Source organism: Bradyrhizobium sp. CCBAU 45321, from assembly GCF_028128975.1.
GTDB classification, from domain to species: Bacteria; Pseudomonadota; Alphaproteobacteria; order Rhizobiales; family Xanthobacteraceae; genus Bradyrhizobium; species Bradyrhizobium yuanmingense.
Genome location: NZ_LFKZ01000128.1, coordinates 22,310 through 43,933 on the forward strand (window position 1 = coordinate 22,310; position 21,624 = coordinate 43,933).

Annotated in this window: 20 protein-coding genes; 10 read left to right on the top strand and 10 right to left on the bottom strand. The window is 65.8% G+C overall.

Going from position 1 to position 21,624, the window contains the following annotated elements; genetic code table 11:
- The first annotated feature begins 139 nt into the window (after positions 1-139).
- The gene (locus tag ACM43_RS27375) at positions 140-376 is read left to right on the top strand and encodes a hypothetical protein (RefSeq protein ID WP_271544348.1); all 237 of its coding nucleotides are present in this window, start codon (positions 140-142) and stop codon (positions 374-376) included.
- Entirely contained in the window at positions 319-852 is a 534-nt protein-coding gene (locus ACM43_RS27380; protein WP_271545084.1) for a DNA helicase, read from the top strand. Before ACM43_RS27375 ends, ACM43_RS27380 begins: the two co-directional genes overlap by 58 nt.
- A gap of 45 nt (positions 853-897) precedes the next feature.
- Here the strand turns inward: ACM43_RS27380 and ACM43_RS27385 are convergent, their stop codons facing one another.
- Positions 898-1,317: a tautomerase family protein gene (locus ACM43_RS27385; RefSeq protein ID WP_157280447.1), complete on the bottom strand. Its 420-nt coding sequence runs from the start codon at positions 1,315-1,317 to the stop codon at positions 898-900.
- A gap of 111 nt (positions 1,318-1,428) precedes the next feature.
- Between ACM43_RS27385 and ACM43_RS27390 the strand changes: the two genes are divergently transcribed.
- Positions 1,429-2,280: a LysR family transcriptional regulator gene (locus ACM43_RS27390; protein WP_271544350.1), complete on the top strand. Its 852-nt coding sequence runs from the start codon at positions 1,429-1,431 to the stop codon at positions 2,278-2,280.
- A 57-nt stretch (positions 2,281-2,337) separates the two neighbouring features.
- Here the strand turns inward: ACM43_RS27390 and ACM43_RS27395 are convergent, their stop codons facing one another.
- Genes ACM43_RS27395 through ACM43_RS27405 form a run of 3 tightly spaced genes read right to left on the bottom strand, consistent with a single transcriptional unit; the run spans position 2,338 to position 5,010 of the window.
- Positions 2,338-3,774 carry a TIGR01777 family oxidoreductase gene (locus ACM43_RS27395; protein ID WP_271544352.1) on the bottom strand — a complete coding sequence of 479 codons (1,437 nt, stop codon included), beginning with the start codon at positions 3,772-3,774 and terminating at the stop codon, positions 2,338-2,340.
- A complete protein-coding gene (locus ACM43_RS27400) occupies positions 3,771-4,436 on the bottom strand; it encodes a DUF4166 domain-containing protein (RefSeq protein ID WP_271544354.1) in 666 nt (221 codons plus the stop codon). The genes ACM43_RS27395 and ACM43_RS27400 overlap by 4 nt, the downstream gene beginning before the upstream one ends.
- A 16-nt stretch (positions 4,437-4,452) precedes the next feature.
- Positions 4,453-5,010, bottom strand: coding sequence for a GbsR/MarR family transcriptional regulator (locus tag ACM43_RS27405; protein WP_271544356.1), 558 nt, complete (start codon positions 5,008-5,010; stop codon positions 4,453-4,455).
- A 136-nt stretch (positions 5,011-5,146) separates the two neighbouring features.
- On the opposite strand from ACM43_RS27405, the gene ACM43_RS27410 reads away from it, so the two are divergent.
- On the top strand, positions 5,147-6,664 hold the full coding sequence (locus ACM43_RS27410) for a PAS domain-containing sensor histidine kinase (RefSeq protein ID WP_271544358.1): 1,518 nt from the start codon (positions 5,147-5,149) through the stop codon (positions 6,662-6,664).
- A gap of 129 nt (positions 6,665-6,793) precedes the next feature.
- On the opposite strand, the gene ACM43_RS27415 is transcribed toward ACM43_RS27410, so the two are convergent.
- From ACM43_RS27415 to ACM43_RS27430, 4 genes are all read right to left on the bottom strand, one after another.
- On the bottom strand, positions 6,794-7,093 hold the full coding sequence (locus ACM43_RS27415; protein WP_157280453.1) for an acylphosphatase: 300 nt from the start codon (positions 7,091-7,093) through the stop codon (positions 6,794-6,796).
- Positions 7,090-7,956 carry an isocitrate lyase/PEP mutase family protein gene (locus ACM43_RS27420; protein ID WP_271544361.1) on the bottom strand — a complete coding sequence of 289 codons (867 nt, stop codon included), beginning with the start codon at positions 7,954-7,956 and terminating at the stop codon, positions 7,090-7,092. Before ACM43_RS27420 ends, ACM43_RS27415 begins: the two co-directional genes overlap by 4 nt.
- A gap of 164 nt (positions 7,957-8,120) precedes the next feature.
- Entirely contained in the window at positions 8,121-10,136 is a 2,016-nt protein-coding gene (locus tag ACM43_RS27425; RefSeq protein ID WP_271544363.1) for an acetyl-CoA carboxylase biotin carboxylase subunit, read from the bottom strand.
- Positions 10,137-10,315: 179 nt separating this feature from the next.
- On the bottom strand, positions 10,316-11,386 hold the full coding sequence (locus ACM43_RS27430; protein WP_271544365.1) for a zinc-binding metallopeptidase family protein: 1,071 nt from the start codon (positions 11,384-11,386) through the stop codon (positions 10,316-10,318).
- A 217-nt stretch (positions 11,387-11,603) separates the two neighbouring features.
- Here ACM43_RS27430 and ACM43_RS27435 point away from each other — a divergent pair, with 217 nt between their 5' ends.
- The 4 genes from ACM43_RS27435 (at position 11,604) to ACM43_RS27450 (ending at position 17,455) form a co-directional block, all read left to right on the top strand.
- A complete protein-coding gene (locus ACM43_RS27435; RefSeq protein WP_271544367.1) occupies positions 11,604-14,081 on the top strand; it encodes a hybrid sensor histidine kinase/response regulator in 2,478 nt (825 codons plus the stop codon).
- A 152-nt stretch (positions 14,082-14,233) separates the two neighbouring features.
- A complete protein-coding gene (locus ACM43_RS27440) occupies positions 14,234-15,484 on the top strand; it encodes an arsenic transporter (protein WP_271544369.1) in 1,251 nt (416 codons plus the stop codon).
- 145 nt (positions 15,485-15,629) lie between these two features.
- Positions 15,630-16,397, top strand: a complete 768-nt coding sequence (locus tag ACM43_RS27445) for an SDR family oxidoreductase (protein WP_271544371.1) — start codon at positions 15,630-15,632, stop codon at positions 16,395-16,397.
- A gap of 26 nt (positions 16,398-16,423) precedes the next feature.
- Positions 16,424-17,455 (top strand): L-idonate 5-dehydrogenase, encoded by a 1,032-nt coding sequence (locus ACM43_RS27450; RefSeq protein WP_271544373.1) that lies wholly within the window; start codon positions 16,424-16,426, stop codon positions 17,453-17,455.
- Here the strand turns inward: ACM43_RS27450 and ACM43_RS27455 are convergent.
- Entirely contained in the window at positions 17,445-18,329 is an 885-nt protein-coding gene (locus tag ACM43_RS27455; RefSeq protein ID WP_271544375.1) for a DUF3280 domain-containing protein, read from the bottom strand. The genes ACM43_RS27450 and ACM43_RS27455 overlap by 11 nt on opposite strands.
- 186 nt (positions 18,330-18,515) lie before the next feature.
- Here ACM43_RS27455 and ACM43_RS27460 point away from each other — a divergent pair, with 186 nt between their 5' ends.
- Positions 18,516-19,898: a sensor histidine kinase gene (locus ACM43_RS27460; RefSeq protein ID WP_271544377.1), complete on the top strand. Its 1,383-nt coding sequence runs from the start codon at positions 18,516-18,518 to the stop codon at positions 19,896-19,898.
- Positions 19,895-20,557, top strand: a complete 663-nt coding sequence (locus tag ACM43_RS27465) for a response regulator (protein WP_109143394.1) — start codon at positions 19,895-19,897, stop codon at positions 20,555-20,557. The genes ACM43_RS27460 and ACM43_RS27465 overlap by 4 nt, the downstream gene beginning before the upstream one ends.
- An 18-nt stretch (positions 20,558-20,575) precedes the next feature.
- Here the strand turns inward: ACM43_RS27465 and ACM43_RS27470 are convergent, their stop codons facing one another.
- A complete protein-coding gene (locus ACM43_RS27470; RefSeq protein ID WP_271544379.1) occupies positions 20,576-21,559 on the bottom strand; it encodes a VOC family protein in 984 nt (327 codons plus the stop codon).
- Between the last annotated feature and the right edge of the window lie 65 nt (positions 21,560-21,624).

Here is a 21,624-nt window from a genome sequence, read left to right on the forward strand (position 1 = left end):
TCATTTCGGTGCCGCCCACGCCTCCCCCCTCCGCCGGGAAAGCAGACCTCATGCCGGGCGAGTTGATCATCGGCCGACTGTTCGAGCGCCAGGCATCAGGAGGGGTTGCGATCCATGCTCGCAATGGGAGGTTTTGACGATGAAACTGTCTGCGCCCATCTACCATCTGAAGCGCAAGGCCAGGCGCCTGTCCCGCGAGGCCGGCATTCCGCTCCACGACGCGCTTGACCGCATCGCTGCGACGGAGGGCTTTTCCGCCTGGAGCATGCTCGCGGCGAAAGCAGCCGCACTGACGCCCGCGAGCAAACTGTTCCCGCAATTCCGGCCGGGCGATTTGGTGCTGGTCGGGCCCGTCCCGGACTGGGCAAGACGCTGATGAGCCTCGAACTTGCCGTCGAAGCCATGAAGTCCGGCCATCGCGCCGCGTTCTTCTCGCTCGAATATACCGAGAAGGATGTGTTGGACCGCCTCCGTGCGATCGGCGTGGAGCCTGCACAGTTCGTCAAGCTGTTCGAGGTGGATTGCTCGGACGCAATCAGCGCCGATTACATCGTCAAGCAGATGGAAGCGGCGCCGCGCGGCACCTTCGTCGTGATCGACTATCTGCAACTGCTCGATCAGAGGCGAGAAAACCCCGACCTGACGGTGCAGGTGCGCGCGCTGAGGTCGTTCGCGCGCGACACGGGGCTGATCGTCGTCTTCATCTCGCAGATCGATCGATCCTATGATCCCGCAGCGAAGCCCTGCCCCGATCTCAGCGATGTCCGCTTGCCGAACCCGCTGGACCTGAAGCTGTTCGATAAAACATGCTTCATCAACAACGCCGAAGTGCAATTCCGCGCGGCGAGCTGATGGCTGCAGGCCGCGGGTGAGATGGCTCACCCGCGGCCTCTCGCATCACGCCTGCAGCGAAACCTCGAGCTTGCCTGCGATGTAGCGCCGCTCCTGAGACAGGCCGCCAAAGCCGTAGGCGTCGCCCTTGACCTCGTCGACATGCAGATAAGTCTCGGGATGCAGCGGCCCCAGGATCTCGGCCATGCGCTTGAACATGGCGGCGAGATAGGTTGCCTTCTCGTCCTTGGTGTTGGTGCCTTCGGTGACGTGGATATCGATCCAGTAGCTTGCAAGCTTCTGCTCGGCGAGCGACTTGCCGCCAGCGAACCAGTCGCCTGCCTCGACCGACTTCACGATGATCGCGGTCACCTTGGGATCCTTGTGCAGGATACTTGCTGTGAGCGCGGATACCGCGCTCGCGATATCGGCCTTCAGCGAGGGGGACTGGCGGGACGTGGTGTAAGACACGGTGATCAGGGGCATTGTCTTTCTCCTCGATATGCCGCGCAACTTGCGCGGGGTCGGGAAGAAACTAGACCTGCCGCTGTCATCTTGGTATCTTATCAATATTGATATCAGTGATAACAGATTATAATGACCGCCACACTCGACATCGCTACCGTCCAGGCCTTCCTTCTGGTCGCCGACCTCCAGAGCTTTACGCGTGCGGCCGAAGCACTCGGCACGACGCAGGCCGCGGTTAGCCTGAAGCTGCAGCGGCTGGAGACCGTACTGGACAAGCGCCTTGTCGAGCGCTCGCCGCGCGCAGTCCGCCTTACCGCCGATGGCGCCGCGTTCCTCGATCGCGCCCGCGCGCTGATCGCGGCGCACGATCTCGCATTGTCGGGCGGCGCGCCGGCCGCGCAGTCGCTCTCGCTCGGCATCTCCGATCACGCCGCAGGGCCCGAACTGGTGCCGCTACTTGAGCGCCTGCATGCGATGTCGTTGAACCTCACCCTCGCCGTCACCATCGGCTTCTCACGCGAGATGCAGGATGCCTACGATTCGGGCGAGCTCGATGCGGTAATCGTGCGCCAGGAAGGCAGCCGCCGCGGCGGCGAGAAGCTGGTTGAGGACGAGTTCGGCTGGTTCGCCGCACGCCGCTTCACGCTGCCGAAGGGCGAACCATTGCCGCTTGCGACCCTCGCCCCACCCTGCGGGGTGCGCGCCGTCGCCGTGCGCGCGCTCGACAAGGCCGGCATCGCCTGGCGCGAGCGCTTTATGGGCGGCGGCGTCACGGCCGTGGTCGCAGCCGCACTCGCCGGTCTCGCCATTGCGCCGCTGGCGCGACGGATCGCGCCACCTGGGTTGATCGACATCGGGCCCACGCACAAGCTGCCGAAGCTCGGCAGCTCGAAGGTGATGCTGCATTCGAAGATCAGCGATCCCGCGAAACTTGCCGCGCTGCGTGCGGTGGCGGCGACATTCCGGAGCCTGGCAGCTTAGGGCGCCAAGCCAACCTCGCCTTGTTCGTGCGCAAGTCGCGCAAGGCATATCATCACCTCACAGGATCGCCTCGAACGCGCTGCGCAGCGTCTCGTGGCGGAACACGAAGCCGCGGCTCAGCGCCTTGTTCGGCAGCACGCGCTGGCCGCCAAGCAGAAGCTCGTCGGCAAAGCCGCCGCCGATCCGGCGCAACAGGCCGCCGGGAATGCGGAACACGACCGGCCGGTGCAGGCGGCGGCCGAGCTCTTCGGTGAATTTCGCATTGGTGACGGGGATCGGCGCCGTGGCGTTGACGGGACCCGACAGATCCGGCGTCGCGATCAGATAGGCGATCAGCCGGATCAGATCGTCGCGCTCGATCCAGGACATCCACTGCCGCCCGGTGCCGAGCGGGCCGCCAAGGCCGAACTCGAACGGCGTCAGCATGCGCGTGACGAAGCCGCCTTCCGTGCCGAGCACGAGGCCGATGCGCAAATACACCACGCGCACGCCGAGCTCCTCCGCCGGCCGCGCCGCTGTCTCCCAGGCCGCGCACAGCTCGTGGCTGAAGCAGGCATGCGACTTTGCCGATTCCGTCAGCACCTGGTCGGCCCAAAGGCCGTACCAGCCGATCGCGGAGCCGCTGATCAGCACCTCTGGCTTGCGCGCGAGCCGCGCGATCAGCCTGACGACCTCACCGGTCGTGTCGATGCGCGAGCCGACGATCTTCGCACGCTTCGCATCGGTCCACAGGCCGTTGCCGATCGGCTCACCCGCGAGATTGACTATGGCGTCGATCTGTGTGTCCGAGGCGAGCTGATCGAGGCTGGTGATCAGCGTCACCGGCAGCGGCAGCATCTCGGCTTTCGCAGGATTGCGGATCAGTGCGATGACATGGTGCCCTGCCCCGCTGAGGCTTGCCGCAAGCCGGCTGCCGATGAAGCCGGTGGCGCCGGTGATTAGCACGGTCTTGCGGCCTGGTAGCTGTTCGACAAGCCCGGCCGCCGGCGCGCTTCGCATGCGGCCGAGCCGGCGCATCGCCGCAAAATCCCTGATGCCGCACAGTGCCGCGCCGACTGCGCAGGCCGTCGCGGCGATGCTGAGCAGACCCTGATAGACGACGATCACGCCGACGGGCTGCATCGCCCAGGCGATCAGGACGGGCATCAACAGCACCAGGATGGCGCCGTAATTGATCGCAAGCAGCGTGTGATTGATGCGCTCGCTCGGCGGCAGCTTGCGGCTCAGATCCTCCTCGACGAAATCCATCAAGGTGATGACGATCTCGGCAACCAGCACCGCGACGATCAACAGCGCCAGCACGCCGTGCACCTCGAGCCAGCCGAGCACCAGGAACAGCAGCGCATAGAGCATGTTGCGGATGCCGTGCAGCTTCAGCTCGAAGCGCTGTGATGGCCGCCAAGCCAGGCGCTCGGTCAGTTCGTGATGATAGAAGGTGTCGAACACGCCCATCACGATCTGGATGGCGATGAGTGTCCACAACAGCGGCGTCATGATACGGCCTCCCTGAACAGGACGGATTGATGGATCAGCGCGCCGCGACGCGGGTGAGTGACATCGAGGGTGAAGCGGAAGGCGCCCTCGCCGAGATCTCGATGTGTCACGATGAGCTCGCCCGGCGTCAGCCAGCGCGGCACCGGAAGCCACAGCCGTCCAAGCTGGAGGCCGTAGCCGGCGCTGCGAAAGATTAGCACCTGATCCTCGACCGCGATGCGCAGCGCCATCGACACGCCGAAGCCGACATATTCCTCGAGCCCGGTTGGGCCGGCAAAACGCTTTGCGGAATGGATCACCTGAGGAAAGCCGCGCTTGCGCGCGCAGATGCGTGTCCAGGTCTGGCCGCCGGTCGCGCCGTCCTCGGTGACCGTGACGATCAAGGGCATGCCGATATCGCGGCCGGTCGGCAATGGTCCGCCGATCAGGCGTGCGGCCTGCGCAAACCACCAGCCGAAATCGCTGAAGGCGATCTCGTCGACCACGCCGACATAGACGATAGTGTCGCCGTCGGCGACGCGTTTCGAGAAGCGGCGCCAGGTCGCGAGCGGCAGGCGGCCCCAATCCTCGTCCGACAGCAGCGTGCGGAAACGCCGGTCGTCGAGCAGTCTTACGTGAGCGGAGGTCGATGCGTTGGAGCCCGATAGTCTTGCCGACGTCATCGCAACCTCCTCGATCCTATTTGACCTTGCCGATCGGCAGCAGGTTGGCGATCTTCTCGCCAAGCCGCATCAAGGCGACCAGCCGCGGCCGCGGCACCTTCAGCATCTGCATGAACCAGTGGTCGGCGAGTTCGGTGAACGCCAGCATCTCCTTCAGGCGCTTGGCAGCGACGGGACTGATGCCGGGATCGTCCGTGGCATCGGACACGCAGGCGCGAAGCGCCGCGATCGCCGGGTCGATCTCCCGCTCCTTGCGCCGCGCCGCGATCCTCGCGGCGATCTCCCAGATGTCGGTCTCAGCCTCGTAATGGTCGCGGCGGTCGCCCAGGATCGGCACCCGCCGGATCAGATTCCAGGCGAGCAGCTCCTTCAGCGAGTTGGAGACGTTGGACCGTGCCATGCCGAGCGTCTCGGCGATGTCCTCGGCCGTCATCGGCGCCTCGGCGAGATAAAGCAGCCCATGAATCTGGCTGACCGAGCGGTTCACTCCCCACTCGTCCCCCATGTCGCCCCAGTGCAGGATGAAGCGCTCGACGGCAGCAGGGAGTTTCTTCTTTCCGGTTATTTCTGTCATGACAGAAATATCTGACGAACTCGCCTTCTTGTCAAGACGCCTTGCATGCCGCCCGTCAGTCCTGCCTAAAAATGTCCCACAGAGCGGGAACCATCCCGCAATTGGCGCGTTTGCTCCCGTCGAGGCGGGGTCCGGAATGGCCGAAAAGTTCAGTCAACAGAGAGACCTGTTCGAGAGCGAGCGCAGTTTCCGGCTGTTAGTTGAGGGGGTTGCCGACTACGCCCTGTACATGCTCGACCCCAACGGGGTCATTACGAGCTGGAACATCGGCGGCGAACGCATCAAGGGTTATTCCCCCGAGGAGATCCTCGGCCAGCATTTTTCCCGTTTCTACACCGAAACCGACCGCGCCAACGGCAAGCCGGCGCGGGCGCTCGGAATCGCGCGCGAAAAGGGCCGGTACGAGGAGGAAGGCTGGCGCGTCCGCAAGGACGGTACGTTCTTCTGGGCGAGCGTCGTGATCGACCCGATCTACGAGGACGGCAGGCTGATCGGCTTCGCCAAGATCACACGCGACATCACAGAGCGCCGCAATGCCCAGCTCAAGCTCGAGGCGATGCAGAGGCAGTTGGCCGAGTCGCAGAAATTCGATGCGCTCGGGCAGCTCACCGGCGGGGTCGCCCACGACTTCAACAATCTTCTGATGATCATCAGCGGCAGCCTTCACATCCTGAAGAAGGGCGCTGCCGACGATCCCAAGCTCGAGCGAGCCATCTCGGCGATCGACACCGCGACCAAGCGCGGCGCAGCGCTGACCAACCAGCTTCTCACCTTCGCGCGGCGACAAAGCGTCAACCCGCAGGCAATTGATTTTAGCGAACGCATCGCAGCCATTCGCGAGGTGCTCGACGCGGGCGTCGGCAGCTCCGTGCGTCTCGCTTTCGAGATCGACTCCGACACCTGGCCGATCAAGGCCGACGTCTCCGAGCTCGAGACCGCGCTGCTCAACCTCGTCATCAATGCGCGCGACGCGATGCCGGACGGCGGCACGGTGACGATAGGTGCGCGCAACGTCATGCTGAACGAGGCCCCCCTCATCGGCGATTTCGTCGCAATCGACGTCCGCGATACCGGGCTCGGAATTCCTTCCGATGTTCTCGACAAGATCTTCGAGCCGTTCTTCACGACCAAGCCGATCGGAAAGGGCACCGGCCTCGGCCTTTCGCAGGTCCACGGCTTCGCCCACCAGGCCGGCGGCACGGTGAAGGTCGCGAGCGAGCTCGGCAAGGGCACGACATTCACCATCGTCCTGCCGCGCGGCACAGATGTGCCGTCGCGGGAGGTACCGGAAGTGGCGTTCCGCGGCAGCGGCACGGTGCTGCTGGTCGAGGACAATCCCGACGTCGCGCTGGTCAGCATCGGTCTTCTGGAGCAGCTCGGCTACCGGGTGCGCCGTGTCGCCGATGCCGAAGCGGCATTGCGCGAGCTCGAGAGCGATGGCGTCGATTTCGTGTTCTCGGACATTGTCATGCCCGGCAAGATGGACGGCCTCAGCCTCGCCCATCACCTCCGTCAGATCCGTCCCGGCCTGCCGATCCTGCTCGCCACCGGCTACAGCGAGGTCGCCGCCGGCGTCCGCGGCGATTTCCCGATCCTGCGCAAGCCTTATGAGATCCACGAGCTGAGCGAGGCGATCGCGAAATTGCCGAGGTGAATGTTCACCGCTTACCAAGGCCAACTCGCCGTCATGGCCGGGCTTGTCCCGGCCATCCACGCCTGGACACGTGCACCAAGAACGTGGATGCCCGGGACTAGCCCGGGCATGACGATCGCTTGTGAACTATCACACCGTCGGCAGCACCGAAAATGCTTCCCCTGCCCTGCGCAAATTCAGCTCATCCACGCTTGCCGTCTCGCTGGTGACACTGTCGACGCGCGAGGATGGCGGCCCGTGGCGGCACAGCGCGACCATGTCGGCAACGTGCGTCGGCGCGCCGGCGAACAGCGCTTCCACGCTGCCGTCACGGCGGTTGCGGACCCAGCCTTCGAGGCCATACGCGGTGGCCTGAGACTCCACCCAGGCTCGATAACCGACGCCCTGCACGCGGCCGCGGACCATGACTTGGAGAATCGCCCGGCTCATGGCTTCGATCCGAGCAAATCGGCGCTGCGCGCCTTGACCGCGGCCTCGCGCGTAACGCGGGCCATCAGCTCCGACGATGCCAGGCCCTTGAGGCTTTTTGGCGCCATACCCTCGCGCAACGCCTTCTGCGTCTCGTAGACGGCTTGCGTCGCGGCGGCGATCGGCGCATGGCCCTGCAGCGCGATGCGCACGCGCTGGCCCTGGAGATAATCGAGCCCACTCAATTCCTCCGGCGCGCCGCCGAGCACGATCGGCAGCCGCGTGGCGGAGACGATGGCCTCGAGCTCGGCGCGCGACTTGATGCCGGTGAAAAACAGCGCATCGACGCCGGCGGCCTCATAAGCCTGGGCGCGGCGCACCGCATCCTCGATCGAGGTGATCGCGGCTGCGCCTGTGCGGCCCATGATGACCAGCGAGGGATCGCTGCGGCCCGCGAGCGCCGCCTTCATCTTGCCGACGCCTTCCTCCAGCGAGATCAGCTGCGCCTTCGTCTCACCGAATGCCGCGGGCAGCAGCGTGTCCTCGATGGTGAGGCCCGCCGCGCCTGCCGTCTCCAGCTCCTGCACCGTGCGGCGCACGTTCAGTGCGTTGCCATAGCCGTGATCGGCATCGACGAGCACCGGCAGCGCCGAGGCCCGCGACATCCGCCGCATCTGCTCGGCGAGCTCAGTGAGCGTGATCAGCGTGACATCGGGATCGCCGAGCACCGCGAGCGAAGCCACCGATCCGCCGAACATGCCGAGCGGAAAGCCGAGATCCTCGGCAATGCGGATCGAGATCGCATCATAGACCGAGCCGGGATGGACGCACGTCCCGCCCGACAGGATCGATCGCAGTTTCTCGCGGCGGGAACGAAAGGCCATGGTTGCCCTCCCAATTATTGCGACGCAGCCGCAACGTACTCCGTCATTGCGAGCGCAGCGAAGCAATCCAGTGTCTTTCCCTAGCGGCGGTCTGGATTGCTTCGCTGCGCTCGCAATGACGGTGAGCTTGGGGCCCGGCAAGACCCCCACTCACATCTTTTATCTTACGCAAACTCCAGGATCAGCGCGTCGACCGCGAGTGTCGCGCCGGCGCTGGCGTGGATCTTCTTCACGGTTCCGTCCTGCTCGGCGCGCAGCACGTTCTGCATCTTCATGGCTTCGACCACCGCCAGCGTCTCGCCGGCCTTGACCTCCTGCCCCTCGCTCACCGCGATCGAGACGACAAGGCCCGGCATCGGGCAGAGCAGCTTCTTGCCGCTGTCGGAGGCCGTGGTCACCGGCATCAGACGCGCGGAGGCCGCCTCGGCCTCGGTCCAGACATAGACCGGCACCTCGACGCCCTGATGCGCGAGGCGGATGCCGTTGGCGATCGGGCGGGCCTGCACGGCCACGAACTGACCGTCGATGGTGCCCTGCCAGACCGGATCGCCCGGCTTCCACGGCGACTGCAACAGATGCGTGTTGCCGGCCTTGCCGTCGGCGTCGATGAAGCGGATCGCGATCGCCTCGCCTTCGCGCGCGACCTCGAGCAGGATCTCCTGGCGGTCGAGCCAGACCGCGCGACGCCGCTCGCGCTGCACGACGCGGCCGCCCATCTGGCCGGAAATCTGCCGCTTGCGCGCTCCGAGCACGTGATCGATCGCGGCGCCGACCGCGGCGATGCGACGCGCGACCTCGCCCTCGGGCACACGCACCGCAAAACCCTTGGGGAATTCCTCGGCGATGAAGCCGGTCGAGAGCCGTCCCTCGCGCCAGCGCGGATGATGCATCAAGGCCGACAGGAACGGGATGTTGTGGCGGATGCCATCGACATAGAACGAGTCCAGTGCAGTCGCCTGCGCCTCGATCGCCGCCGCGCGCGAGGGCGCATGGGTAACGAGCTTGGCGATCATCGGATCGTAGTGGATCGAGATCTCGCCGCCCTCCTGCACGCCAGTATCGTTGCGGATGGTGATGCCGTCGTGGCTCGCTTCCGCCGGCGGACGATATTTCACCAGGCGTCCGATCGAGGGCAGGAAGTTGCGGAACGGATCTTCGGCGTAGAGGCGCGATTCCACCGCCCAGCCGGTCAGCGTGACGTCCTTCTGCGCGATGGCGAGCTTCTCGCCGCTCGCGACGCGGATCATCTGCTCGACGAGATCGATGCCGGTGACGAGCTCGGTGACGGGATGCTCGACCTGGAGGCGAGTATTCATCTCAAGGAAGTAGAAGCTCTTGTCCTGGCCTGCGACGAACTCGACCGTGCCGGCGGAATCGTAGTTCACGGCCTTGGCCAGCGCGACCGCCTGCTCGCCCATCTTGCGGCGGGTCGCCTCGTCCAGCAGCGGCGACGGCGCTTCCTCGATGACCTTCTGGTTGCGGCGCTGGATCGAGCATTCGCGCTCGCCGAGATAGATCACGTTGCCGTGCTTGTCGCCCAGCACCTGGATCTCGATGTGGCGGGGATCGACGATGAACTTCTCGACGAAGACGCGGTCATCGCCGAACGAGGCCTTCGCCTCCGCCTTGGCGAGGTTGAAGCCCTCGGCAACCTCGGCCTTGGAATGGGCGATGCGCATTCCCTTGCCGCCGCCGCCGGCGGAGGCCTTGATCATGACGGGGTAGCCGATCTCGTCGGCGATCCGCACCGCGTGCTTGTCGTCCTCGATGACGCCGAGATAGCCCGGCACGGTCGAGACTTTTGCTTTTGCGGCGGCCTTCTTGGACTCGATCTTGTCACCCATTGCGGCGATCGCGCCGGGATTCGGGCCGACGAAAACGATTCCTGCGGCCTCCAGCGCCCGCGGAAACGCCTCGCGCTCGGACAGGAAGCCGTAGCCGGGATGCACAGCCTCGGCGCCCGTCTTCCGGCAGGCCTCCACGATCTTCTCGATCACCAGGTAGCTCTCGGCCGCGGCCGGCGGGCCGATCAGCACCGCCTCATCGGCCATCTCGACATGGAGGGCATCGCGGTCGGCCTCGGAATAGACCGCGACCGTCTGAATTCCCATCTTGCGGGCAGTCTTGATGACCCGGCAGGCGATTTCGCCGCGATTGGCGATCAGAATGCGTTTGAACATGCTTTTCTTGAGTCTCGACCTTGGGCGGGACCCTTCCCTGGCCGTTGGGGCCTTTGGGAGGGGCCGTGTGGCTCCCGTGGTACATCAAAATGGGCCGGAGGCAACGGTCTAAATCGGGCCGCCTTTGGCGTACCAGCGCAAGACCGAAATGCGCCGGGCGCGCCCGCCGTGCGGCATCCCTAGGGCTTCCCGACCTTGGCCGCGTCCCGGACCAGGTCATGAATGAAGCCCAGCTTGCCGACCACCGCGGGCGACAGGATGAAAGGATAGAGGTCGCGCAGGCCCATGGCGCGGTTGACGCTGTTCATGGCGAAGGTGAAGGGCAGCCATGCGTTGACCAGCACCTCGACATCTCTCGCCTCGTACGGGTTGAAGCGGATGCGCGCCGTCAGCTCCCCGTCGCGGTCGACCTTGGGACGCACCTCCATGCCGAACTCGGCGGCCATTTCCAGGGCATCGACGATGTGGAGGTAATGCGCCCATGTCTCGGCAAAATCCTCCCACGGATGCGTCGTGGCATAGGCCGAGACGTAGTTCTGCTGCCAGTCCGGCGGCGCGCCCTCGGCATAATGGCGCTGCAGTGCCTGGCCGTAATCGGCGCTATCGTCGCCGAAGACGGCGCGGCACTGGTCGAGCTTGCCGCCATCGCGCACCAGAACATCCCAGAAGTAATGTCCGACCTCGTGGCGGAAATGCCCGAGCAGCGTCCGGTAGGGCTCTCCCATCTCGAGCCGGCGCCGCTCGCGCTCGATGTCGTCGGCCTCGGTCAGCGCGATCGTGATCAGGCCGTTGTCATGGCCGGTCATGACCTTCTCGCCGCTGTGCGGATCGTCGGCGAGGAAGTTGAAGATCAGGCCATGCTCGGGATTGTCCTGGCGGGTCTGGAGCGGCAGCTTCCAGCGGATCAGGGAATAGAACAGCCGGTGCTTGGCCACCTCCAGCTCGCGCCAGCCGGCGAGCTGCGCCGGATCCGAAAGGTTTGGCACTGTCCCATTGTGGCGGCAGGCGCGGCAATAGCCGGTGCTATCGCCTGCGTCGGTCAGCCAGTTGCAGGCGTCGTACTCGGCATTCCGGCACAGCATCCGGCTCTCGCCCTTGTCGGCGAGGATGCTCCAGGCCTCTCCGTCGGCCTCAATCGCCGACATCGTCTCCTTCTCTGGCAGGAAGGCGATCCGATGGCCGCAGCGTTCGCAGGCGCGGTTCTCGAAATAAAGGACGTTGCCGCAGGCCTGGCAGATAAAGAGCTTCAAGATTTAGCCTCGTGGGAAAGGAAAGCTTATGAGCGCGCTGGTACGTCGCGACGACGCCTCAATCCGCCGATCGTTCCAGTATTCGGAACAAATTGCCATACCGGACGTTACCACCGCGTACTTCTCCGCGTTCAGGCGCGCGCCCCCATTTCCCGGCACCACCTGCCCTCTAAACAATGGCCATCACGCTCCGTCTGTGTGAATATCGGTCCGGCACGTGCGCACCTGCATGACAACGGCCGATGCCTTGAACGATCCCTTGCCCGAGACCATCGCCGCCGAAAGGCTGCGCCAGCACCTCGAAGACGTCGCGCGCGAGCGCGACAACGCCTATCGCGCGCTGCAAGAGCGCGAGGCCGAGCTGGCGCGCATCCAGCGCATCGGCAAGGTCGGCGGCGTCGAGGTCGATTTCCGCGAAGGCTTCAAGAACCGACGTTCGCCCGAATATCTGATGATCCACGGCCTTCCGCCGGAAGCCGCCGAGGAGTCGCACGAGGATTGGGTCAACCGTATCCATCCCGACGACCGCGACGCCACCGTCAAGCATTTCTTCGAAGCGCTCGCCGGAGCGAGCGAAGACTATAGCGCCGAATACCGCATCGTCCGCCCCAGCGACGGCGAGACCCGCTGGATCCGCGTAGTCGCAAAGATCGAGCGCGACAAGGACGGCCGCGCCATCCGGCTCGTCGGCGCTCATATCGACATCACCGATCAGGCGCTGGCGCGCGAGACGCTGCGCGAAAGCGAGGAGCGCTTCCGGCTGATCGCCGACAGCGCGCCGGTGCCGATCTGGGTCACCAAGCTCGACCGCAAGCGGTCCTTCGCCAACCAGGCCTATGTCGATTTCGTCGGCCTGCCCTACGACCAGGCCATCGACTTCGATTGGCGCAAGGTGCTGCATCCCGACGACCTGCCGCACGTGCTGCAGCAATCCGTGCAGGGTGAAGCGTCCCTCAAACCCTTCGTGCTGGAAGCGCGCTACAAAAACGCCGGCGGCGAATGGCGCTGGCTGCGCTCGGAATCGCAGCCGCGCTGGGATGCGACAGGCAAGCATATCGGCTTCATCGGCGTCGCCCACGATATCACCGTCGCCAAGCAGGCGGAGATCGAGCTCCGGCAACTCAACGAGACGCTGGAAGAGCGCATCGCCCAGCGCACCGCCGAGCTCGAAGCCAACGAGGCGCGGCTGCGCGCGATCCTGGAGACCAGCAATCAGTATCAGGGCCTGGTCAATCTCGAGGGCCAGCTGGTCTACGCCAACAAGACCGCGCTCGCCGGCATCAAGGCGAATTCCGCGGACGCGGTCGGAAAGCCGTTCTGGGACACACCCTGGTTCACCGGCACGGAGGGCATGAGTGCCGCCGTGCGCGAGGCCTTCGACACCGTGCTCAAGGGCGAACCCGTGCGGCTGGAGATGCGCCTGCGCCTTCCGATCGGCGAGCGCGATTTCGACTTCGGCATGCGCCCCGTGCTCGACCGCCACGGCAACATCACCGGCGCCGTGCCCGAGGCGGTGGACATCACCGAGCGTCGCCGCGGCGAGGAAGCGCTGCGGCAGTCGCAGAAGATGGAGGCGATCGGCCAGCTCACCGGTGGCGTCGCGCATGACTTCAACAATCTCCTCACCATCATTCGTTCCGCGACCGATTTCCTGCGCCGGCGCGAGCTGCCGGAGGAGCGCCGCCGACGCTACGTCGATGCCATCTCCGAGACGGTCGAGCGCGCCTCCAAGCTGACCGCTCAGCTTCTGGCCTTCGCGCGCCGGCAGCCGCTGAAGCCGCAGATCTTCAACGTCGGCAGCCAGGTCGAGGGCGTGGCGCAGCTGGTGCGGCCGCTGGTCGGCGCCCGCATCGATATCGCCGTGGAGCTTCAGGATGCCGATTGCTTCACGGTGGCCGACATCGCCCAGTTCGAGACCGCGCTGATCAACCTCGCCATCAACGCCCGCGACGCCATGGATGGCGAAGGCCGCCTCACCATCGCCGTGCGCAAGGTCTCGGGAATACCGAGCCTGCGCGCACAATCGGCGCGCCGCGGCGACTATGTCGCGATCTCCGTCACCGACACCGGCAGCGGCATCGCGCCGGAACATCTCGACTCGATCTTCGAGCCGTTCTTCACCACCAAGGAGGTCGGCAAGGGCACCGGCCTCGGGCTCAGCCAGGCCTTCGGGTTCGCAAAGCAGTCCGAGGGCGACATTGCGGTGACGAGCACGCAAGGTGAAGGTACCACCTTCACCATCTACCTGCCGCAGGCGCAAAGCCCCATCACGGAGAAGGAAGCCGCGGCCCTGAGCCACGAGGCGGCCACGACCGGGCGTGGCTATCGCGTGCTCGTGGTCGAGGACGACGACGAGGTCGGCCGCTTCTCCACCGAGCTCCTGGAGGATCTCGGCTATGTCGTCCGTCGCGTCGCCAATGCCAACGCGGCGCTGGCGATCCTCGGCGAGAATGAATTCGCCGTGGACCTCGTGTTCTCCGACGTCATCATGCCCGGCATGAACGGGGTCGAGCTCGCCGGCATCATCCGCGAGCGCTATCCGGGCCTGCCCGTGGTGCTCACTTCCGGCTACAGCAACGTGCTGGCCGAGAACGCCCACCGCGGATTCGAGCTGATCCAGAAGCCGTATTCGGTCGAGTCGCTCTCGCGAATCCTGCGCAAGGCGATCATGGAGAAGTTATCGGTGGCAAGGTGAGCGTGGGGTTCTCGCCAAGGTGCCACATACTCCGTCATTGCGAGCGCAGCGAAGCAATCCAGACTGTTACCGCGGCAAGACTCTAGGGGAAGACAGCCGTTCCCGCATCGGTTATCGATGCCGAATGACTGACCGAATCTCAAGGACTGACCGTGCCGTCTGACGCCATCTGGGCCTGGAGCATCATCGCCGTCGCGACCGCCTGCGTCATCATCCGGCCCTTATCCCTGCCCGAAGCGATATGGGCCGCTATCGGCGCGAGCGCCCTGGTGCTATCAGGCCTGCTGCCATGGCAGGACGCGCTTGTCGGCATCGAGAAAGGCCTCGACGTCTATCTCTTCCTAATCGGCATGATGCTGATCGCCGAGCTCGCGCGGCTCGAAGGCTTGTTCGACTATCTCGCCGCGCTTGCGGTGGAATACGCACGTGGCTCGCCGCAGCGGCTGTTCCTGCTGATCTATCTCGTCGGCACGCTCGTGACCGTGCTGCTCTCCAACGATGCGACCGCGATCGTGCTGACGCCGGCCGTCTATGCCGCAACGCGCGCAGCCGGCGCGAAGCCGCTGCCTTATCTGTTCGTCTGCGCCTTCATCGCCAATGCCGCGAGCTTCGTGCTGCCGATCTCCAACCCCGCCAACCTCGTCGTGTTCGGCGCGCGCATGCCGCATCTGACGGAATGGCTGCGCCTGTTCGCCTTGCCCTCGGCGGCGTCGATCCTGCTGACCTACATCGTGCTGCGCCTGACCCAGCACCGCGCGCTGAAGGAAGAGACGATCGCGCACAGCGTGCCGCATCCCAAGCTCAGCCGCGGCGGCAAGCTCACCGCAATAGGCATCGTCGCGATCGGCGTCGTGCTGGTCACCGCGTCTGCGCTGGACAAGCAACTGGGCCTGCCGACCTTCATTTGCGGCGTGGTGACAGCCGCTCTCGTGCTGCTGCTCAGCCGCCAGTCACCACTGCCTATGCTCAGGGGCGTATCGTGGAGCGTGTTGCCGCTCGTCGGCGGGCTCTTCGTCATGGTGGAGGCGTTGATCAAGACCGGCGTGATCGGGCAGCTCAGCGCGTTGCTGCACCAGGCGGTGGCTCAATCGGTCCCGCAGGCGGCCTGGAGCGTCGGTATTGCCACCGCGCTCGCCGACAACATCGCCAACAACCTTCCGGTCGGCCTCGTCGCCGGCTCGGTCGCCGCCAGCGATCATCTGCCCGCGCCCGTGGTCAGCGCCATCCTGATCGGCGTCGATCTCGGCCCCAATCTGTCGGTCACCGGCTCGCTCGCAACAATCCTCTGGCTGGTGGCGCTCCGGCGGGAGAAGATCGAGGTCGGTGCCTGGCCGTTCCTCAAGCTCGGCTTCCTGGTGACGCCGCCGGCCCTGATCGCGGCATTGGCGGCTGCAATCTGGTGAGAGATCGCCCGTGCGCTCGAGCCCTACAAGCCGGCCTGGTACCAAAACCCGATGGAAGGACCCGGCCTTGGCGTCGACCTCCTGCTTCCGTTTTCGAGCGCACCGATCTACCGTGCGCCGCTCCAACGTCTGAGGAATTCTTGAGATGAGCACTTCCCTCTTCGATCTCTCCGGCCGCACCGCGCTCGTGACCGGCTCGTCCCGCGGTCTCGGCCGCGCCATCGCCGAAGGCATGGCCAAGGCCGGCGCGAAGATCATCATCAACGGCGTCGATCCTGAGCGAGTCGAGCAGGCCGTCGCCGAGTTTCGCAGCGCGGGCCATCAGGCCGAAGGTGCCGCCTTCAACGTCACCGATGAGCCCGCAATCGTCGCCGCCTTCAACGAGTTCGACAAACAAGGCCTCGCCGTCGATATCCTCGTCAACAATGCCGGCATCCAGCACCGCAAGCCGCTGGTGGAGTTCACCACCGACGAATGGCGCAAGGTGATCGAGACCAATCTCACAAGCGCCTTCGTGATCGGCCGCGAGGCGGCCAAGCGCATGATCCCGCGCAAGCACGGCAAGATCATCAACATCGGCTCGCTCGGCAGCGAGCTCGCCCGCCCCACCATTGCGCCCTACACCGCGGCCAAGGGCGGCATCAAGAACCTGACCCGATCGATGGCGGTGGAATGGGCCCAGCACGGCATCCAGGCCAATGCGATCGGCCCCGGCTACATGCTCACCGACATGAACGAGGCGCTGGTCAACAACACCGATTTCAACAATTGGCTGATGGGCCGCATCCCCTCCAAGCGCTGGGGCAAGCCGGATGAGCTGGTGGGCGCCGCGATCTTCCTCGCCTCGGATGCCTCCACCTACGTCAACGGCCAGATCATCTATGTCGATGGCGGCATGATCGCCGCGATGTGACCGCCAAGACTACGAAGGAGCAAGCCATGCGCGCCGTCGTCATCCACGCCCCGAAGGACCTGCGGATCGACAACTATGCCGATCCCGCCCCCGGCCCTGGCGAGGTCCGCGTCAAGATCGCCAATGGCGGAATCTGCGGCTCCGATCTGCACTACTATCATCACGGCGGCTTCGGTGTCGTGCGGATTCAGCAACCGATGGCCCTGGGTCACGAGATCGCCGGCGTCGTCGCTGACGTCGGTGACGGCGTCGCCAATGTCAGGCCGGGCACGCGCGTCGCGGTCAACCCGAGCAAGCCGTGCGGGGCGTGCCTGCATTGCCAGGAGGGCATGCGCAACCAGTGCCTCGACATGCGCTTCCTCGGCAGTGCGATGCGCTTTCCCCATGTGCAGGGCGGCTTTCGCGAGTTCATCACGGTCGACGCGACGCAGGCCGTGCCGATCTCAGACAAGCTGTCGCTGGCGGAAGCCGCGGTCGCCGAGCCGCTTGCGGTGTGCCTGCATGCCGGCAAGCAGGCCGGTCCCCTGCTCGGCAAGCGCGTGCTGATCACCGGCTGCGGTCCGATCGGCGCGCTGATGATCTTGGTCTCGCGCTTCGGCGGCGCGTCGGAGATCGTTGTCACCGATGTGGCCGACGCCCCGCTCGCGGTCGCGAAAAAGCTCGGCGCCACGCATGCCATCAACGTCGCGACCAATGCCACTGCGCTCGATTCCTGGCGCGCCGGCAAGGGCGTGTTCGACACGCTGTTCGAGGCCTCCGGCAACCAGGCCGCGCTCCGCACCGCGCTCGACGTGCTGAGGCCCGGCGCGACGCTGGTGCAGCTCGGCCTCGGCGGCGAGATGACGCTGCCGATCAACTCCATCGTCGCCAAGGAATTGCAGCTGCGCGGCACATTCCGCTTCGATCCCGAGTTCGAGCTGGCGGTGCGCCTGATGGGCGAAGGCCTGATTGACGTCAAGCCGCTAATCACGGCCACCATGCCGTTCGAGAACGCGGTCGCCGCCTTCGAGCTCGCCAGCGACCGCGCGCAGTCGATGAAGGTCCAGCTTACCTTCTAGGCGCGTCGTTGGCCTGTTGCCCCTCGATCAGCCGGTCGGTGACCAGCCGCACGGCCCCGCGCTTCCACGAATAGTCCGCGCCCATGCGCAGTCCGCTGTCGCCGCGCGCCAGCACCGCGCCTGTCCTGGCATCGCGCACCTGGAAACCAAGCGTGTATTCGGTGCGGCTGACGCGGCGCACCACGCCGATCAGTGATTGGTCCGCGCCGAGCTTGCGCGCAATGGAGGTCTCGCAGCCGCCGCAATCCCGCAAAGCGCCGGCCTTCCCCGCCTCTGCGCCGACCTCGACGATGCGGTAACGGCCGGATTGGCCGAGCGCCTCGCGCACACCGCCAGTGACCTCCGCGAGATATGACGAATCCGACGCAGCGGACGCCCCCGCTGAGGCGGCCGTCATGTCCTCGAGCTCGAAATCGAACACGGCCAGCGCGACCGGCGCAGGCGCGCCGAGCGCGGCCATGACCTCGCGGGACACGAACATCTGGGCGCGCTCCCATGCTTGGTCATTGTCGCCGCGGAAGCTGTAGAGCTTGTCCAGCACGAGCGTCTTGGCGCCGACGTCGATCACGGCGACCTTGGCCCATTGCACCAGCGTGCTCGTCTTCTGAATGCCGCCGACCACCTTGAACACCGCTCCGTCCTGGGCGGATCGCACCAAGCGGTAGCGCTGGTCTGCCTCAATGTCCCTTCGAAGCGCGGCCATGAACGCCGCCAGCCGCCGCTCGTGGGCCGCGGTCTGGTCGGTCGGCTCGCCCGAAGTATCGGTGTAGCTGAAATCGTCCATGGCGACGCCGATGGCGGCCTGCGCAGCGAGGGGCGAGCAAGAGAGGACGAGGAGGAGACAGGCAGAGAGAACCAGCCGGCAGCGGTGCATGAACGGACCTCGTGGATGCAACGCAAATCTGGATGGGCCGCCTGAGGCCCCGCAGCTGCCACTATCCCGACCAATGCCGGGAAATTTTCACGACATTGCGGTGCGGCAAGTCGGGAACGCTTCCCGCCGCCGGCGTTCTGCCCTTTAATGAGGCGCGACAAGCCCGTTCGCACCAGGTGCAAGCCGATGTGGAATCGCCCGAGATTCGATCTCAAGGTCCGTCTGACGCTGCGCGTGGCCGCGATCTCGGCTGCCTGCTTCGCCGTGATCTCGACCTATTTCCTCGTCGCCGCCGATAACGCCGCGCATGCGCGGATCGACGGGATCGCCGCCATCGTGGCCAAGACGCTCGAGCTGCAGCAAGGCAAGGTGCAATGGGGGGCGAGCCCCCGCTCGGACTTTCCGGACCTCGACCCGGTGTCGGCCCATGTGATGACGCCCGGCCTCTGCCTCGGCTTCCGCAGCGCGAGCGGCGACATGCTGCAGCGCTTCTGTAGCGGCGCGCCTGCCCCGGCGAGCCCGCCGCCGCAAGCCTTCGCCGCCTTCTATCGCAGCCTGTTCGACCCCGGCCGCGAGGCGGCGCGGCCCGTGATCGTGCGCGGAACCAAGCTCGGCGAGACCGTGGTCTCTATCGATCCGGCGGTGCAGACGGCGGAGGCCTGGCACGAGGCCGGCCGCCTGATGATCGCGCTTGCGATCGCGCTGCCGCTGCTCTGCGCGCTGGTCTATGCCGCACTGGCCCGTGCCCTGCGCCCCACCCGCATGATCGGCAGCGGCCTCGAACGCATCGCCGCCGGCGACCTCACCACGCGGCTGCCGCCGTTCGACCTCGCCGAGCTCTCGGCTATTCGCGACGTCTTCAACCACCTCGCCGAAAGCCTCGACACGGCGCTTGCCGAGCGCAACGAGCTGACGCGGAAGCTGATCGCGCTCCAGGACGAGGAGCGCCGCCATCTCGCCCGAGAACTGCACGACGAATTCGGCCAGTCCCTCGCCGCGATCCGCGCGCTGGCCGCATCCGCCCGCCAGACTGCGGCGCAGGACTGTCCCGACCTGCTCAGCGAATGCGACAGCATTGCCCGCACCGCGACCGGCATGATGGAGACGCTGCGCGGCGCACTGTTCCGGCTGCGGCCGCCCGATGTCGACGAACTCGGCCTCGTCGCCAGCCTCGAAGGTCTGGTCTCGGGGTGGAACGGCCGCAGCCGCGGCCAGCCCCGCTTCGAGATCCGGTTCGACGGCGCCTTCGACAGCGTGCCCGCCGACGTCAGCGCCAATCTCTATCGGATCGTGCAGGAGGCGCTCACCAATGCGGCCAAGCATGCCGGCGCAACAAGGGTCAGCCTGCATCTGACGGCGACCGGAAGCGAGATTGCCCTCGTGGTCGAAGACGACGGCCGGCCGAACGAGGCTTCGGCCAAATCGGGCATGGGCCTGCTCGGCATGCGCGAACGCGTCGCCGCGCTTCGCGGCCGGCTCAGCTTCGAGACCAGCCCAGAGGGCTCCTCGCTGCGCGTATTCATTCCGCTCGCGGCTGCCGCGTCTGAGGCCCTGGAGCACGCGGCATGAGTGCGGCGGATGCGACCATCCTGCTGGTCGACGACCATTCCGTCGTCCGCGAGGGCTATCGCTCGGTGCTGCAGAAGCAGCCGGGCCTGCGCGTCGTCGCTGAGGCGGCCGACGGAGCGGAAGCCTATCGCCTCTACAAATCCGAGACGCCCGACCTCGTCATCATGGACCTCAGCATGCCCGGCATCGGCGGCATCGAGGCCGTCAGGCGGATCAGGCAGTGGGACAAGGCGGCACGGATTCTCGTTTTCACCATGCACGAGAATGCCGGCTTCGCCGTGCAGGCGATCCGCGCCGGTGCACGGGGTTACGTCACCAAGACCAGCCCGCCCGAGACCCTCGTGCGCGCGGTCAAGGACGTGCTCGCCGGCAAGATTGCCATCAGCCCTGACATCGACCACGAGCTAGCGCTGAGCCGCATCAGCGGCGAGAGTTCCGCCGCCGACGTGCTGACGCCGCGCGAGTTCGAGGTGCTGCGGCTGCTGCTCGCCGAGAACACGACGGAAGAGATCGCCGAGACGCTGCATGTCAGCCCCAAGACGGTGGCGAACCTGCACTCGCTGATCAAGGACAAGCTCGGCGTCGGCTCCGACATCGAGCTGGTCCGCCTGGCGCTGCGCCAGGGCATCTTGACCGAGGTCGATCTCGGCGAAGCCTGATCGCGGCGTCGCCGCAGATCACTCACGCGCGACCACCGAGTCCAGCCACGCGCAATTGAGCGGCGGCACGCGCGGATCGGCGACGCGCACGCCGCGGGCAGCCGCGTCGAGCCGCATGTCGCGCAATCGCGTGCGCTGCTCTTCCGGCATATGCAGCCGCTCGTGGCCCCAAAGGGAGGGCCCATCAAAGGTCTCGTGCGGCTGCCAGTTTTCGGGATCGATGACGCGTCCGCCCCAGCCATATTCGATGAAGAAGTCGGACGGCGTATTCACGTAGAACGAGGTCATATGGTCATTGGTGTGCCGGCCCAGCGTGTAGGCGACGCGTCCCTCGTCCATCTGCGCGAGATCGTAGCCCTGCCCGACATCATCGAGGCAGCCGAGCTCGACCATGAAATGATGCATCGCCTTCCGCCCTGATCCGACCATCGCAAAGGAATGGTGGCGGCCGTTGACGTGGAAGAAATAAAGCCCGTAGGGCTTCAGCCCGAAATCGGAGACGTGAAAGCCGAGCACGTCGCGATAGAACGGCAACAGCATCTCGACATTCTCCACGTTGAGCACGACATGCCCCATGCCGAGCGCCCCGGTGCGGAAGCCCGAGATCGGACGGCCTGGCCTGAACGGCTCGCTCGCAAGCTCCGGCTTCCAAAAAGCCTCCAGCCGGTTGCCGGCGGGGTCAGTGAACGCGATCAGCTCGGCGACATGCCGCTCGTCAGCGAGTGCGCGCGAGCCCTTCGCCACCTTGATGCCATGGCTTTCGAGCCGTCCTGCCAGCTTATCCAGTTCGGCGGTCGAAGGAACTTCCCATCCCATCATCGCAAGACCGGCATCGCTGCCGCCGTCGACGATCAGCCGCTGCTTGCGGTCGTCCATGCGGAAGGCCCGCATCTTCCCGCCGCGATCGACCTGCTGCATGCCGAGCAGGCCGGTCGCCATCCGGCTCCACTGGTCGAGCTGGGATGAACTGATTCCGATATATCCGAGCGCTGCGATTTCCATCGAATTCCTCCCGGAGGCATCGCGGTCGCCGTACTGCGGCGAGCTTGATACCGGCCGCGCGCGAT

Excerpts from the sequence above, each read along its gene's own strand:
- ACM43_RS27410 (WP_271544358.1), top strand. The coding sequence starts at position 5,147 with ATGGCCGAAAAGTTCAGTCAACAGAGAGACCTGTTCGAGAGCGAGCGC.
- ACM43_RS27445 (WP_271544371.1), top strand. The coding sequence starts at position 15,630 with ATGAGCACTTCCCTCTTCGATCTCTCCGGCCGCACCGCGCTCGTGACC.
- ACM43_RS27390 (WP_271544350.1), top strand. The coding sequence starts at position 1,429 with ATGACCGCCACACTCGACATCGCTACCGTCCAGGCCTTCCTTCTGGTC.
- ACM43_RS27415 (WP_157280453.1), bottom strand. The coding sequence starts at position 7,093 with ATGAGCCGGGCGATTCTCCAAGTCATGGTCCGCGGCCGCGTGCAGGGC.
- ACM43_RS27375 (WP_271544348.1), top strand. The coding sequence starts at position 140 with ATGAAACTGTCTGCGCCCATCTACCATCTGAAGCGCAAGGCCAGGCGC.
- ACM43_RS27450 (WP_271544373.1), top strand. The coding sequence starts at position 16,424 with ATGCGCGCCGTCGTCATCCACGCCCCGAAGGACCTGCGGATCGACAAC.
- ACM43_RS27405 (WP_271544356.1), bottom strand. The coding sequence starts at position 5,010 with ATGACAGAAATAACCGGAAAGAAGAAACTCCCTGCTGCCGTCGAGCGC.
- ACM43_RS27400 (WP_271544354.1), bottom strand. The coding sequence starts at position 4,436 with ATGACGTCGGCAAGACTATCGGGCTCCAACGCATCGACCTCCGCTCAC.
- ACM43_RS27465 (WP_109143394.1), top strand. The coding sequence starts at position 19,895 with ATGAGTGCGGCGGATGCGACCATCCTGCTGGTCGACGACCATTCCGTC.
- ACM43_RS27385 (WP_157280447.1), bottom strand. The coding sequence starts at position 1,317 with ATGCCCCTGATCACCGTGTCTTACACCACGTCCCGCCAGTCCCCCTCG.
- ACM43_RS27455 (WP_271544375.1), bottom strand. The coding sequence starts at position 18,329 with ATGCACCGCTGCCGGCTGGTTCTCTCTGCCTGTCTCCTCCTCGTCCTC.
- ACM43_RS27425 (WP_271544363.1), bottom strand. The coding sequence starts at position 10,136 with ATGTTCAAACGCATTCTGATCGCCAATCGCGGCGAAATCGCCTGCCGG.
- ACM43_RS27420 (WP_271544361.1), bottom strand. The coding sequence starts at position 7,956 with ATGGCCTTTCGTTCCCGCCGCGAGAAACTGCGATCGATCCTGTCGGGC.
- ACM43_RS27395 (WP_271544352.1), bottom strand. The coding sequence starts at position 3,774 with ATGACGCCGCTGTTGTGGACACTCATCGCCATCCAGATCGTGATGGGC.
- ACM43_RS27470 (WP_271544379.1), bottom strand. The coding sequence starts at position 21,559 with ATGGAAATCGCAGCGCTCGGATATATCGGAATCAGTTCATCCCAGCTC.
- ACM43_RS27460 (WP_271544377.1), top strand. The coding sequence starts at position 18,516 with ATGTGGAATCGCCCGAGATTCGATCTCAAGGTCCGTCTGACGCTGCGC.